The organism is uncultured Parabacteroides sp. (assembly GCF_902493135.1).
Taxonomy (GTDB): Bacteria; Bacteroidota; Bacteroidia; order Bacteroidales; family Tannerellaceae; genus Parabacteroides.
In genome coordinates this window covers 22,643-37,908 of record NZ_CABUOD010000030.1, presented here as the reverse complement: position 1 = coordinate 37,908, position 15,266 = coordinate 22,643, and the positions used below count along the sequence as shown (strand labels likewise).

Below are 15,266 nucleotides of genomic sequence, written 5' to 3'. Positions count from 1 at the left end.
CTTGTGTACTTTAATAAATTAATACTATGTTATCTAAGCGGGGACAAAGGTAGACATTCCTTTTCGATTGACAAATCTTTTTATGCATCTTTTTTTATTTTGAAGCATCAATGTCATATACTTCTCGCAAATTTATTGTAATTTTGCGGCCAATAAATTAGTTTTCAATGCAAAAGATTAGAAACATCGCGATTATCGCGCACGTAGACCACGGTAAGACAACGCTCGTGGATAAGATGTTATTAGCCGGTAAGCTTTTCCGTGAAGGACAGGCAGAGCCGGATCAGTTCCTGGACAATAACGACCTGGAACGCGAACGAGGGATTACGATCCTTGCCAAAAATGTCTCTATTAATTATAAAGGTTATAAAATCAACATTATCGATACTCCGGGCCACGCCGATTTCGGAGGTGAAGTGGAACGCGTATTGAACATGGCCGACGGTTGCCTGTTGCTGGTCGATGCTTTCGAAGGTCCGATGCCGCAGACCCGCTTCGTGCTTCAGAAGGCTATCCAGTTGGGACTGAAACCGATTGTGGTTATTAATAAGGTAGACAAACCGAATTGCCGCCCGGAAGAGGTGCAGGAAATGGTGTTCGACCTGATGTTCAGTCTCGACGCGACGGAAGAACAGCTCGACTTCCCGACGATCTATGGTTCTGCCAAGCAGGGCTGGATGTCGGAAGACTGGAAAGAGCCGAAGGAAGATATTACCGCTTTGCTGGATGCCATCATCCAGTATATTCCGGAACCCCAGGTATTGGAAGGCGCATCCCAGATGTTGATCACTTCATTGGACTATTCCAAATATGTGGGCCGTATCGCCGTGGGCCGCGTGCATCGTGGCGAACTGCGCGAAGGACAGGACATCATGCTTTGCAAGCGTGACGGCTCGATGGTGAAATCGAAGATCAAGGAAATCGACGTGTTCGAAGGGCTGGGACGTACGAAAGTAGACGCTGTCCAGTCTGGCGACATTTGTGCAGTTATCGGTGTGGATGGTTTCGAAATCGGTGAAACGATTGCCGATGCCAATGATCCGGAACCGCTGCCGACGATCGCCATCGACGAACCGACAATGTCTATGTTGTTTACGATCAACAACTCCCCGTTCTTCGGCAAGGATGGCAAGTTCGTGACATCCCGCCATATCTACGACCGCTTGATGAAGGAACTGGACAAGAACCTCGCCCTGCGTGTGGTTCCGACAGATTCTGCCGATTCGTGGTTGGTGTATGGACGCGGCGTGCTTCACTTGTCTGTCCTGATCGAAACCATGCGTCGCGAAGGTTACGAGTTGCAGGTTGGCCAGCCGCAGGTTATTATCAAGGAAATCAACGGCGAGAAATGCGAACCGGTCGAACAGTTGACAGTCAACCTGCCGGAAGAATGTTCCAGCCGTATCATCGATATGGTAACCAAGCGTAAGGGCGAAATGACGATGATGGAGAGCAAGAACGACCGTATGCACCTGGAGTTCACGATTCCTTCCCGCGGTATTATCGGTTTGAACAATGCTGTTCTGACTGCATCCGCCGGTGAGGCGATCATGGCGCACCGTTTCCTCGAATATCAACCGTGGAAGGGTGAGATCGAACGCCGTACGAACGGTTCTATCATCGCGATGGAAACAGGCACTGCCTATGCTTATGCCTTGAACAACCTGCAATCCCGCGGACGTTTCTTTATCGCTCCCCAGGAGGAGGTATATGCCGGCCAGGTAGTTGGCGAGCATACGAAAGATAATGATTTGGTTGTGAACGTAACGAAATCGAAGAAGCTGACGAATATGCGTGCTTCCGGTTCGGATGATAAAGTTTCGCTGGCTCCTCCTACGGTGTTCAGCCTGGAAGATGCCCTTGAATATATTAAAGGTGATGAATATGTGGAAATCACCCCGAACAGCATGCGTATGCGCAAGATCATTCTTGATGAACTCGAACGTAAGCGTCAGGGAAGATAAGAAGTTGTTTTGAAACAAAGAATATATCGAAAAGCCGGGAGTAGCATTTACTCCCGGCTTTTTCTTTAATATATTGTAAAGATTCGCTCGCTTCCGTTATGGAACGATTTTTTCGTACGGTTTTCTCGGCATTTTTTAAAAGCGTGAGAATTTATTCTCACCAGCATGAGAAAAGTTTCTCATCAGCGGGGGAAAAGTTTCTCATCGGTATGGGAAAAGATTCTCATACCGATGAGAAACTGGGTGGACGCAGTGAAGTAGATAAATTTACAAAGATATGGGTTCAGCCTGTTTGTAATCTTATATATCTGATCTATTATCAGGGCTTTTTGAGATGAAGCGGAGATTTATGATTCGTATATAATTCTTATTATTAATAAAAAGGCAAGAAGGATTCGGGAAATATGGAATGTCTTATATTTGCCACCCGAAATGATAAGCTTTACAAATAGATGATGAAGGAAAAGATATATAAGGCAATCGCGTGCCTTTGTTGTGCCGTGACATCCCTCTCGGCTCAGGATCGTGTAGTGGAATTGACAAATCCGGATGAAAGTTGTACAAGTATCGCAGCCGGTAAACTGGCGACGGACGATGGTTCGGTCATGACCTCGCAGACTTGTGACGGGACCTCGCGTACCTGGATGGAAATAGTGCCGGCACAAAACTGGCCTGACACGGCAAAACTCGATATCTATTGGGATCTGCGTCACACGGAAAGCAAAAACGACCGGTTGGGAGTTAAGCTGAAAGGTTCTATCCCGCAGGTCTCTTATACATTCGCTTACCTGAATACCGGTTATCCTTGCATGAACGAGAAGCAATTGGCGATGGGCGAGACAACCATCGTCGGGCGTAAGGAACTACGCAATCCGAAAGGCTTGTTCCATATCGAGGATTTGCAGGGAATTGCTTTGCAACGTTGCAGCACGGCACGTGAGGCGGTCTTGCTCATGGGACGCCTGGCGGAACAATACGGTTATCGTGACGGTGGCGAATGCCTGACGGTCGCCGATAAAAAGGAACTTTGGTTTTTCGAGATTACGGGTGCGGGGCCGGAAGATATGGGGGCTTTGTGGGTCGCCCGGCGCATACCGGACGACCATGTGACGGTTTCGGCCAATACGCCTCGTATTTCCGATGTCGATTTCAAGGATGAGGATAATTATATGTATAGCGAAGGGCTGAAAGAGAAAGCTCGCAAGTTAGGGTATTGGGATGGGAAAGAGCCTTTCAAGTTCTGGAAAGTTATCCATGAAACAGGGAAGAAACCTTTTACCGTCCGGGACTTTTTTGTTTTGAAAACGCTGGCTCCTTCTTTGAACTTGACGATGGACATGGAGGAGCTTCCTTTGTCGGTCAAGCCTGAACGGAAAGTCTCCCTGGCGGATATGAACCGCTTGCTGCGTGAAACGTATGAAGGTACGGAATGGGATATGACGAAGGACATGATGGTAACGAAGAAGATCAAGGATAAAGACGGAACCGAGCGCGACACGACCTATAAAAGCCCGCTGGCTCAAAACTGGATGACGAACGACATGTTTGAATTCTTGAATGCGCAGCGGGGTGAAAAGAAGATAGGGAAACAGCGGACGATATCGGTTGTCTGGTGTGCTTATTCGTTTGTGATCCAGTGCCGTGACTGGCTGCCGGACGAGGTGGGAGGCGTTTGCTGGTGGTCGGAAGATAATCCGGGCGAAAGCCCCCGTGTTCCGTTGTTTGCCGGGATGACGGATGTTCCCGAAAGTTTTAAGGTATGCGGGCATAAGCGTTACCGGCCTGATGCCGCCCTTTGGATTTACCGGCGTACGAACCGCCTGGCGCAAGTGAGTTGGGGGCATGGCCGCAAACTGATCGAGCCTGCCGTTCTCTCTTTCGAGCAGAAGGCTGTAGACGAAATGCCCCTGATACAAAACAAGGTATCGGCCCTTATCCAGGAAGGCAAGAAAGACGAAGCTCAAGCTTATCTTACCCGTTATTCGTTCGATTTTATCTATTCGACCTTGCGTTGTTGGGAGGAAATGGAAGGACAGCTTTGGCATAAGTTCGGTCGGGGTTTCTAAAGAAAGAAACCCTTTACAGTGAATTTTTCTTGGCTTTTTCCCGCTGCTTTTCGATTTCTTTGCGGTAAGAGAGTGGGTTTATGCCTGTTTTGCTCCTGAAAAAGTAAGAGAAATAGTCGGCCGATTCGAAATTGAGCTTCATTGCGATGTCCTGGATCGACATTTCCGTACTGCTCAGCAGATCTTTGACTTTACTAAGCTTTAGTTGTAGCATATATTGGTGAGGGGCGATCCCGGTGTATTGCTTGAACGACTTTCTGAAGTTGGAATAGCTCATGTTGATGGAGCCGGCAATGTCTTCCGGTGTAAACTTGTTGTAAATGTTTTCCCGCATCAGTACGCATGCTTCCTGGATCTTTTGCATGGAGGCCGACCCGTAATCCTGGTTTTTGCTAATCGAGTAGATCAAGCCGATCATGTGCATCATGATTCCAGACAGGACTGCTTGGAATCCGGCCTTCTGTGCCCAGGCACAGTCAAGCATTTCGCCGAAATGCTTGACTATTTGGTCATTTATACCGATATGGAAAATGGGAGTCTCATGGTGGATGATCTTATTGAGTAGTTTGTCGAAATATTCTCCCCGGAAGGCTACGAAATATTCATCCCATCCTATGTTTTTAGTCGGTTGGTAAGTATGCCATTCTCCAGGGAATAGGAGGAAAGCGTCCCCCTTTGTTATTTTCTCTTCGGGGCAGTTGACGGATTGGAATTTCCCCTCTCCTCTTGTAATATATACTAATGTGAATTCGTCTATTATCCGTCCGCGTTCAGGATTAAAGGTATATCCGATCGGATGGCCTTTCGGAGGATAGCTGTCTTTGGGCTTGACAGATTGGAATCCTACACCACTGATTGACATTTCCCAGATGTCTTTGTCTTTATTTGTGGGTAAGTATTTTATGACATTGTGTTTATTGTATTCGAAATCCATCTGATGTTTCTTTATGGTGTTATAATTGCTTGTACAAATGTATCATTTATTTCTCAATATATTAACTATTTGTTTGTATCGATATCCAATATATTGTGACTATACTTATGCATTAGATTCATGATTTCATATTCAACGTCATTCTTGAAATACAAATTTACTTGCTGTTTTTTGCATTTCATGTTTTTGACGTGTTGATTTGTCTGTCCTTTATTGTAACCAGCCAACTCCCTGTTACGAAGAGCCTATCCGGTTGTTGGCTGGAATTTGAGTGTTTTTATTGATGAGCTACAGGAAGCGGACCATCAGAGTAGATAAGAGCATCGCTGAAATGAATTTTCGTTTTTGAATTCGGATTCATCCATTTGAAGGTGACGATATGTTTGCCTTTTGGAAGTTGGTATTTCCAGAAAAGATCGACGCGATGATTCTTGCCGATAGGAAGATTGGCTCTTTCGGCCATTTCCCCATCGATATGCATTTCGACTTGGGCTATATAGTTTTTCTCGCCTCGGAGATAACCGGTAAATACGATTCCTGTCCCTTCAAATTCAAATTTTTCTATGTCCTTCAAATCTTTTTTTATGTCTTGACGTCCGATTGGGAACAAGCCTTCGAATCCTTGTTCAAAACGAACCGGGACGGGCGCTTGGCAGGCAATTGTGATTTCGTCGTCCTTAATGCTGCCTCCATTGCGTTCGATCATTTGCAAGGCATGTTTGAAAGAGGTTTGGTAGACTTGGTTTAAAGACATGTTTGTATAGGCGAAGTTGATGTCTTCCACTTCACGCAAATTTTTCATCCAGTATTCGGATATCCGGCTATACCCTTGCATTGTTGCCAAGATACCGGCAGCCGATGCGGGGTTACAGTCGGAATCTTGTCCGCAACGTGTCGAAACATCCATTGTTTTATAAAAATCACCTTGCCCGTACAATAATCCCATTATAACGTAGGCGCAGTTGATGACAGCATCAATATTATAAGGACGTAATGTGCCTTCCGGACAACCGATATCCTGGTTCCATTTTTTTTCACATTCTGCCCACGTCTGCTTCCAGTCATCCGGATATTGTTCGTGCCAACGGATCACGTCGCTCATGCACTTATGGAAGCGGCTATCTTCCGGAATCGTCTTCAAGGCTTCTTTGACAACAAAGTTGATGTCGTCGGAAATGAAAGCAAGTGAATACATGGCTCCGATATAGACACCTCCGTACCATCCGTCACCATAATTCATGATATGTCCTATCCTGTCGGATATCTCGCATGAAGCATTCGGCATACCCGGTGTCATCAAGCCGGCAAAATCAGCTTCAATTTGGTAATCGATGTCGTCTGCATGCGGATTGTTTAACCAGTGTCCGGATTCGGGAGGCATAATTCCATTTATGATGTTGTAGCGAGCTGCCTGATTGGCGTGCCAAAGTCCATAATCGGCGTGAGCGAATGCGTATGCAAAAGAATCGGTCGGCGCATCCATCCCTAAACGTTCGAATACTTCTACGAAAGTCAGATCCATATAGATGTCGTCGAACAATGCTGGAAAATGATCGAAATAGCCTTTGATACATCCGTCATTATAGGTGATAGGAACGTAGTCTTGAATCATGGCGCTTCGGTAACGGAATTCAGTCGGACCGCCATATGCCACGCCAATGGTTTGCCCTGCCCAACCGCCTTTGATTTTGTCTAATAGTTTTTCTTTACTGATAGTTATGGTTTGGGGAATGCTGTCAGCTTCTTTGGGCGGTTGTTGCGAGCAAGAGAGTATCCCTGTTGCCAGACTGATTACCAAGAGTGGTAGGATTTCGTGTTTCATGATAAATTGTTTTTTTATGTTTTATTTTATATGGAATTATTGTTATTGGATGACTTGACAAAAGTAATAATAGGTTCTTTTTCTTTTTATTCAATTTAAAATGGAAAAGATAAACCCAATTTAGGATGGTTGATTGAAAAAAAGATTTAATGTGCTATTAATTAGTGATTTGATGATTTTGTTTCCGGTGCTGAAAATGGATAAAGAATAGATTGCGGTGTCAAAAAGCTAATAAATTATGTCAAAAATATAATGAATAGCAGGTTCATGCTTTTTAATATTGCGCTCAATTAAAAATATTTGTAACGAGGGATGATAGATCATCTATAATGAAAGGTGGAATGAATCGGAGAAATTTTATAAAAGGTTCGGCTATGGGCGGATTGATTTTTGCTGATGCTGTTGCAAGTACTGCTGTCCTGGCAAGGGAGAATTTTCCTGAACAAGAGGATGATTCTGCGCGGAAGTTCTTTTTTAATAAAGAGGGCAAGTTTAAAATCTTACAGTTGACGGATACGCACTATGTCGCAGGAGATCCGAAATCTGTTCGTGCATTGGATAATGTCAACCAAATGTTAGACTTGGAGAAGCCTGATTTGGTTATTCATACCGGAGATGTGGTTTTTGGGAAACCAGCAGAGAAGTCCATACGTGAAATCTTGGCTCCTATTTCTATACGTAAAATTCCTTTTGCCGTCACATTTGGCAATCATGACGAGGAATTTGACCGGACGCGGGCGCAGATGTTGGATATTGTCAAGTCCATACCTTATAATATCAATACAAAGGTAGAAGGCATACACGGAGAGACGAACGCGGTAATAACGCTTGCTTCATCAGCTAATGGTAAAATCAGCCGGGTTTTTTATCTCTTTGATTCGAATGCTTATTCTAAAATAGAAGGAATAAAGGGGTATGACCATATTCGATTTGATCAGATAGCTTGGTATCGGAAACAAAGTGAGGTTTTTGCTAAAATGAACGGAGGTGAACCGATACCGTCATTTGCTTTTTTTCATATTCCTTTGTTGGAACATAAAAGGGCAATGCAAGATGATGTTTATAGTGAGACACGGGGGATTAAAGGTGAACTTGTCGCTTCAGCCAATGTTAGTTCCGGCCTGTTTGTCTCAATGAAAGAAATGAAAGATATCGATGCTATTTTTGTCGGGCATGACCATGATAATGATTGTGCAACTTTATGGAACAGGATGTTTTTTATTTTTGGACGGTTTAGTGGGTGCGATACGGTCTATAACGACCTGAAGCCGAATGGTGCTCGCGTGATTGAATTGACGGATGGAACGAAAAGCTTTCGTTCATGGATACGTGTCTATGGTGGAGAAGTTGTTCAAGATTTGCGTTATCCGGAAGATTTTATGAATCGGTTTGGGAAAAAATAGAAAAGAAAATGATTTTTTCACATTGATCGATTGCCTTTTGCCATATTGTAGATAAGGGATATACTACTCTTCTTGCACGGTTCGCTTTTTTAGTTTTTGAATTGTAAATCAGTATTTTGTGACTTTTCCGGATTATACGAAATTTTGAACAATATTCTAATTCGCCAAAAAATAGGATAAAAATATCATTTTTTTATGATATTAAAGAGCATAAAAGTAGAATTTTGCCAAAAATAAATATGTTTAACCTAATAAAGTTTGTGAAATTATGAGAAATCGAATTCTATTATTGCTATGTTCCCTCTGTATGGGGTTGCAAGCATTTGCTCAGATTTCAATTTCAGGAAAGGTGGTAGATGACTTGGGAATAGAAATGCCAGGTGTCAATATTGCTGTAAAAGGTCAGGCTATTGGAACCATGACAGGGGCTGATGGAACTTTTACACTTCCTAATATTCCTGGAGGAAGTAATGCTGTTTTGGTATTTTCATTTATCGGGTATAAGACTCAAGAAGTGAAAGTGGGTAATCAAAAGTTCTTGAATATTCGTATGTCGGAAGATTCGGAACAGTTGGAAGAGGTTGTTGTCGTTGCTTATGGTACAGCGAAGAAAAAAGATTTGACGGGATCGATGAGCGCCATAGATTCAAAAGTGTTGGTGGTTCAGAGTTCGGGCTCTGCATCCAAAATGCTGGAGGGATCTGTCCCTGGTTTGCAGGTGGCTGCAACAGATGGTCAGCCGGGGGTCGATATGGGGATCCGTGTACGTGGTGTCAGTTCTGCAAATGGGGGTAGTGCGAGTGCATTGATTGTAATTGATGGTGTTCCAGCCCAGAATGAAAATCCGTTGTCTAACTTGAATTCATCCGATATCGAGAGTATTACGGTTTTGAAGGACGCTGCATCTACAGCTCTTTATGGATCTCGTGGAGCGAACGGGGTGGTATTGGTGACAACCAAAAAAGGTAAAAGCGGCCAGACTCGTATCAGCTTTGATGCTCGTTGGGGTTGGAACTCAGTAGGACGGTTTAATACTTCAGGCATGACAAAAGCTTCTGATTATTATGAATACTACTGGAAAGCTATTTACAATTCGTATCGTTATGGTGTAAACGGAACAGGTCTTCCTGGCGTAGATTCGAACGGAGTCCCGTACACGAATGTTAAAAATCCGAACTATACGCATGAGGCTGCAGCTGAATTTGCAAGCCAACACCTGTTTAATTATGTGGCTGGTGCGGCCAATAGTGAACAGAACTTTACCCGTAATGGTTTGGGTAACTGGATGGCATACAATGTTCCGGGGGCTATTTATACGATGGAAGGAGCGGGAGCTTCGGCTGCTGCTACCATGACTGGCGCTTATTTGGTTAATACTGATGGACGGTTAAATCCGAATGCTTCGTATTTGTATCGGGATGGTGATACTTATGCAGATCAATTGTTGCAAACAAATTTCCGTCAGCAATATGATGTTTCAGCCAGCGGAGGTACGGACAAGATAAGATATTATGCTTCATTGGGCTATTTGGATGAACCTTCTTTTGTACGTGCTTCCGATTTTGAACGTTATTCAGGCCGTGCTAACGTAGATGCTGAATTATTTAAATGGTTGAAAGTCGGTGCAAACGTAGGATATACTCATACGGTCACCAATTCTATGTCTACAAAATGGGGACGTAACCCCGGTGCTGCTTCAGGTAATGTGATGATGTATGCTAATGCTACTCACCCAATTGTCTCGATTTGGGCACGTGATGCACTTGGCAATTATGTGTTGGATGAGCATGGCAATAAAGTGGAAGCCGGTTATCCCGGTGCTACTTATTCTCCTGTTGGGACAACAGAAGGCAACCGTGTTGCTGGAGACATTCTTTATGATATTGATCAGAATATCAATCAGAATAAAGTTGATTTATGGACTTCGCGTGTGTATGCTGATTTTGTATTTGGAGATTTCAAGGCTACCGTCAATTTCTCTTATGACCAGCATGCTAACCGTATGATGAAATATCGTAGTGGTTTAAGTTCTTTGGGTTCTCCTAATAATGGAGGTATCGGTATTCAAAAATATGTAAGAACGATTCTGAATACCCAACAGATGTTAAGTTATAACAAAGATATCGCGAAACATCATGTTGATGCTATGGTTGGCCACGAATATAATGATAATAGTTATGACCAATTGAACTGGGGATCTTCAGATGAATTGATTGCAGGCTTTATCTCTCCGGGTAACTTTGTCAGCCGTTATACAAATGTATCTACTTTGGCTACTCCGGGATGGAGCTTGGGTACTGTCCGTATGGAATCTTATTTTGCACGTGCTAATTATAATTATGATGAGAAGTATTATTTGTCGGGATCTGTCCGTGCTGATGGTTCTTCTAAGTTTGCTAAAGACAAATGGGGCGTATTCTATTCAGTCGGTGCTGGTTGGCGCTTCACCTCTGAGAGTTTTATGGAAGGGACGAAAAGCTGGTTGGATAATGCCAAGTTGCGCTTAAGTTATGGTGTGATCGGTAACCAGAATGGTGCTGCCGATTATGGATACCATACTTGGTCTTATGGCGTCGGATCATGGAATACAAGCTCAAATGGTACAGGTACGGCAAAAACCTATTCTATAGGTTATGGCGGTTTGGTCAATGAAGACTTGACATGGGAAAATGTCCATACAACTGATGTCGGTTTGGATTTCTCTGTATTGGGAGGCCGTGTATCGGGTTCGTTGGACTTTTATAACAGTTTGACCACCAATTCTTTTTATAACGAGCCGATCTCTTATCTGGCAAATGGTGGTAATACGACGCGGCAACGGAATTCAGCCAAACTACGTAACCGTGGTTTTGAAATTGATCTGTCGGCTGATATTATTCGTACAAAGGATTGGACTTGGAACGTAGGTATTAATGGTACTCACTATAAAACGATTTTGAAGGAAGTCCCGGCATCGACAATTCCGGCATGGAATGAAACGATGGATCTTCCAAAAGGGACATGGACTGCAAACGGCGACGGTTGGTCTGGCGCTGGGACAGCCAATGCATCCGGAGTATTTTACTTGCGTGGTGAAGGACGCGACTGGTATAACTTGTATTTGTACAAATATGCAGGTGTCGATCAGGAATCAGGTTTGCCAATGTATTGGCATCGTGTGACATATGATGATGTCCATAATGGAGCATCAGGTGGCCGTTATGCAAACTATAAACAAGGTGAAAGTGTGAAGACTACGGTTTCTTCGGATGCATCCATGTATGAAATGGGGAGTGCAACGCCCAAATGGATTGGAGGTTTGACTACTTCCTTGCGATATAAAGATTTTGACCTTCAAGCTATTTTTGCTTATCAGTTCGGCGGTAAATTTATGTCTGTCGAATATGCTAATGGCCTTTATCGTTCCTCTTTCTTGTCTCGTTCTGCACAACCCCAATCTACTGATTTGATTGGTAGCACGTATGATCCGGAAAATAATACGGGGGCTTATTTCCCAATGATCTGGGCATCGAATAATTCTACTATATATTATGATGGTTCGACGACCGGTTCTTGGAAATATACCGATATGTCATTGTTTTCTGCTTCTTATTTGCGTATGAAGAATATTACATTGGGCTATACAATCCCGAAAGTTCTCTTGAATAAGGCTGGCATCAGTAGATTGCGTGTTTATGCATCTGCGGATAACTTGTTCTATATTTCAGCAAAGAAAGGTGTGGATCCTGCCATGTCAATGACTGGAGGTTTGGAAGTTAGTCAGTATATCTATCCGACTATGCGCACGATCTCTTTGGGTTTGAATCTTGAATTTTAATTATAAAATGAAGCGAAAAATGAAAAAATATATTAAATATTTCTGTGGCACTTTGGCTATCGTTTCTGTGCTGACTGCTTGTGATTCCAAGTTGGATGTCCACAATCCAAATAACTTTTCGGATGAGCAGATTGAAGATTTATTGAAAAACGGTACGGATGAAGAACGTGAATTGATATTAGGCGGTTTGACGGCCAATTTGAAAGGATATGTTGTCGTACGCAACGCTATCATGAGTGGTGGCTTTACGAATATGTCTATTGATAACGAATGGGTGCATAATAATATTTACCGTAATTTGCAATGTGGTGATATCGTGTATGGTGATGGCGCCCGCCATTCTTCCGGTTGGGGCCAATACTATAGAAACAGTCCGGATCTGAAATATTGGGGAGCCAATCAGACTTCTGAATGCTATGGTTATTGGTGTTCTCCTTCTTTGTCGATTAGTAATGCCAATAAGGTGTTGATGTTTCTGAGTGACGAGGTGGTTGGAGAAAGTTCCTTGTTGAAAGAATATAAAGCTATGGCATTGACACTGCGTGGCATGGGATATTTGCAGTTGATGGAACGTTTTACGAAAGCATATTTGCATGGTGGAAAAGAAGGTTATGGCATGCCTCTTTATACAAACTATGGTTATCAGGATGTTGTAGCTCCTTCTTCAGCGGAAGAATCATGGAATTTTATTTTGACAGACCTCAAAGATGCTGTTCGCCTGTTTCAGGAGTCCGGTTATGGTTATACAAAAGCTAAAGATCATGATACGGCCGTCGATATTGACCTTGGTTTGGCGCAGTATTTTTTAGCAAAATCCGCTTTATGGACGGGAGATTATCAAACAGTCATTGCGGCATGTAAAGATGTATTGGATAATTACGGTTGGGAATTTATTCCGGAATCTGCTTATGGAGCATCCAATGACCGTATGGCCGGTTTTTGTAATAAAACGGATGATATCAAAGCTGATGACAATGCGTTTATGTCTGTAGCTAAGAACCCGGAATGCCTTTTTGGTTGGGCCAATGATGCTAACATTTACACTTGGACCTATTATAATGTGCTTAAAACTGGCTCTGATATGGTGAATACGGCCTATTTCCAGATTGATAATGCGTTATGGTCGAAAATGGCTGATAATGACTATCGCAAAGAACGTTTTACAACAGAAACTGCAACTTTCCCCTATTTTGCCATAGAAAATGGAGATACTGCCTGGTATCCTACTGCCATTCCTGCTTATACCTGTTTGAAATGGGCAGCATCCATTGCTTCTGATGAGTCATCCCGTCGTCACGATCGTTCTAACTCTGATGTGATTATCTATCGTACATCAGAAGTATTGTTGATGATGGCAGAAGCCCAAGCACAGAGCGGTGATGAATCTGGTGCGAAAGCGACTTTGAATAAGTTGCTGGCTGCTCGTACAAAAGCAGGAACTCCTACGTTGACTTGTGATAACTATCCGGCTATGCAGGGAATGTCTGCACTTGACATGTGCAAGTTGCAATGGCGAATTGAATGTTGGGGAGAAAATGGTTGGAATTTCTGGAATAGTAAACGTTGGAATCAAGCCCCCGTTTATGAGGGATCTAATCATTGGAGCACAACCGCAGTCACTATTGACCACATGACATGGGAGATCCCGGAACAGGAAACTCAGACGAATCAGTATTGGGCAAATGTGAATAGAAAATAACAGATATTTAATCTCAGTTGTGAAAGGGCTGTCCGTGATGGGCAGCCTTTTTTTGTAAGCATCCGAAGAAGCCCTTTTTCCCAGTGGATACCCTATGGCAATGGCATTAACATTGTTGCGGATGTCTATTTATGCTCTTTCGCTTTTTGGGCTATTTTGGTCGCTTGATGAACAGGAATCCGATCTTTTACGAATTCGGGAATATTGTAAGACTTCATACTTAGTTTGTAAAAATCTTTTTTCTTTTGAGGCAATAAGAATGGTTTCGATGCTTTCCCTTTTTTATCGATATGGGTAATATAAAGGCGGGTATGCAGCCCATCGATGCGTCTACTGGAGAAAACAACCCAATGGCTATTCGAAGACCACGAATGGTAACTTTCGGATTTCTCACTATTAATTTCAGATAATGATATCTGTTGGTTATTCCGAAGGTCTATTTGGTGTAAATCTGCATCGTTGTGCCAAATAGGGAAAGTTGCGTATTGGGATTGTGTATACATTAAAAAGTTTCCATCAGGCGATATGCGGGGAAAAGAAATACTGCCACCTTGTATATCGGCATTGTATAACGTGTCGGTTTGCCCCAAAGAACCGTTTTCAGGATCGAACGATATACTGCATAGGCTATACCGGAGTTTGGATATGGAATCAGGTACTGTTTGAGTTGAAGCTGAACAGTAATAAAGGGTTGTCCCGTCAGGTGAAAATGAAGGGAAAGTTTCCAAATAGTTGGGAGATGAAAGTATGGAGGGTGATAATATCTTCCGGGTTTTGAGGTCGCAAATGACGATGTCTGAACTACGGTCATATACTTCTATACGCTGGCTTGGATGCAGCCCTTGATAGGTGTCGTTGGTTGAGAATGCAATAAATCTCCCGGAAGGATGCCAGGATGGATAAACCATATTTTGGCCGCTTTGTGCTTTAAAATCTATAAATTCGATATTGTTACCATCGATTAAAACCGTCCCGTTGTATTCTCCTCTCATGTGAAATAACATCTTTCCTGCTGAATGGGAACAGAAAGAGTGACAATTTACACAATTATGTGCAGTCAATTTGTTTTCGTAAATAGGAGTCTCTTTAAATGATTCCAGGTCGCGCTGATAAAGCCCCATCTCATTCCATAATGCATATAAAGGCTCGATGAGCCGATAGGCAATGTATCGGTCTACTGGATGTTGGGAAACGTAGATATAAAAAGGATGATAGGAATAGCTTTGCCCTTGTTTGCTGCTCGTGATTTGTACAGCTATTGAATCTCCTTTTGATTTTTCCAGAAGAGCTTTCCATTTCTTTATCGGAATATCAATAAAACCTTTGTTCGCTTTTACTTCAAATCTTAAACCTTTGGTTTCAAACGATGCGACCTTTATGTCTTCTTCAGGCGCAACTGTTGAAAAGTTTAGCGGAGCTATATTGTACGGAATAGTTACTCCGACATAATCAGGAAAAATATTCGGACAGGAGCCAACCAAGATACTTGTCTCTTTATCTGGTTGCGAACAGGATGCCCATATAAGCAAAATACTCCATATATAGTTTTTGGATTTCATCT

Annotated in this window: 8 protein-coding genes; 5 read left to right on the top strand and 3 right to left on the bottom strand. The window is 43.0% G+C overall.

What is annotated here, in order from left to right:
• Positions 1 to 167 precede the first annotated feature (167 nt).
• Both typA and RDN79_RS13405 read left to right on the top strand, forming a co-directional pair.
• Positions 168 to 1,964: a translational GTPase TypA gene (typA, locus tag RDN79_RS13410; RefSeq protein WP_298551984.1), complete on the top strand. Its 1,797-nt coding sequence runs from the start codon at positions 168 to 170 to the stop codon at positions 1,962 to 1,964.
• Between the two features lie 455 nt (positions 1,965 to 2,419).
• Positions 2,420 to 4,030, top strand: a complete 1,611-nt coding sequence (locus tag RDN79_RS13405; protein ID WP_374044518.1) for a dipeptidase — start codon at positions 2,420 to 2,422, stop codon at positions 4,028 to 4,030.
• Positions 4,031 to 4,043: 13 nt separating this feature from the next.
• Here RDN79_RS13405 and RDN79_RS13400 read toward each other — a convergent pair whose 3' ends face one another.
• Together RDN79_RS13400 and RDN79_RS13395 are read right to left on the bottom strand one after the other, a co-directional pair.
• On the bottom strand, positions 4,044 to 4,892 hold the full coding sequence (locus RDN79_RS13400; protein ID WP_298551988.1) for an AraC family transcriptional regulator: 849 nt from the start codon (positions 4,890 to 4,892) through the stop codon (positions 4,044 to 4,046).
• A gap of 349 nt (positions 4,893 to 5,241) precedes the next feature.
• On the bottom strand, positions 5,242 to 6,786 hold the full coding sequence (locus RDN79_RS13395) for an ADP-ribosylglycohydrolase family protein (protein WP_186929466.1): 1,545 nt from the start codon (positions 6,784 to 6,786) through the stop codon (positions 5,242 to 5,244).
• A 374-nt stretch (positions 6,787 to 7,160) separates the two neighbouring features.
• Between RDN79_RS13395 and RDN79_RS13390 the strand changes: the two genes are divergently transcribed.
• The 3 genes from RDN79_RS13390 to RDN79_RS13380 all read left to right on the top strand — a co-directional run bounded on the left by RDN79_RS13390 (position 7,161) and on the right by RDN79_RS13380 (position 13,705).
• Positions 7,161 to 8,189, top strand: a complete 1,029-nt coding sequence (locus RDN79_RS13390) for a metallophosphoesterase family protein (protein WP_255489075.1) — start codon at positions 7,161 to 7,163, stop codon at positions 8,187 to 8,189.
• Positions 8,190 to 8,457: 268 nt separating this feature from the next.
• Positions 8,458 to 12,006, top strand: coding sequence for a TonB-dependent receptor (locus RDN79_RS13385; protein WP_298551991.1), 3,549 nt, complete (start codon positions 8,458 to 8,460; stop codon positions 12,004 to 12,006).
• Between the two features lie 19 nt (positions 12,007 to 12,025).
• Positions 12,026 to 13,705, top strand: coding sequence for a RagB/SusD family nutrient uptake outer membrane protein (locus RDN79_RS13380; protein ID WP_298551993.1), 1,680 nt, complete (start codon positions 12,026 to 12,028; stop codon positions 13,703 to 13,705).
• Positions 13,706 to 13,830: 125 nt separating this feature from the next.
• Here RDN79_RS13380 and RDN79_RS13375 read toward each other — a convergent pair whose 3' ends face one another.
• Positions 13,831 to 15,264, bottom strand: a complete 1,434-nt coding sequence (locus tag RDN79_RS13375; RefSeq protein ID WP_298551996.1) for a hypothetical protein — start codon at positions 15,262 to 15,264, stop codon at positions 13,831 to 13,833.
• Between the last annotated feature and the right edge of the window lie 2 nt (positions 15,265 to 15,266).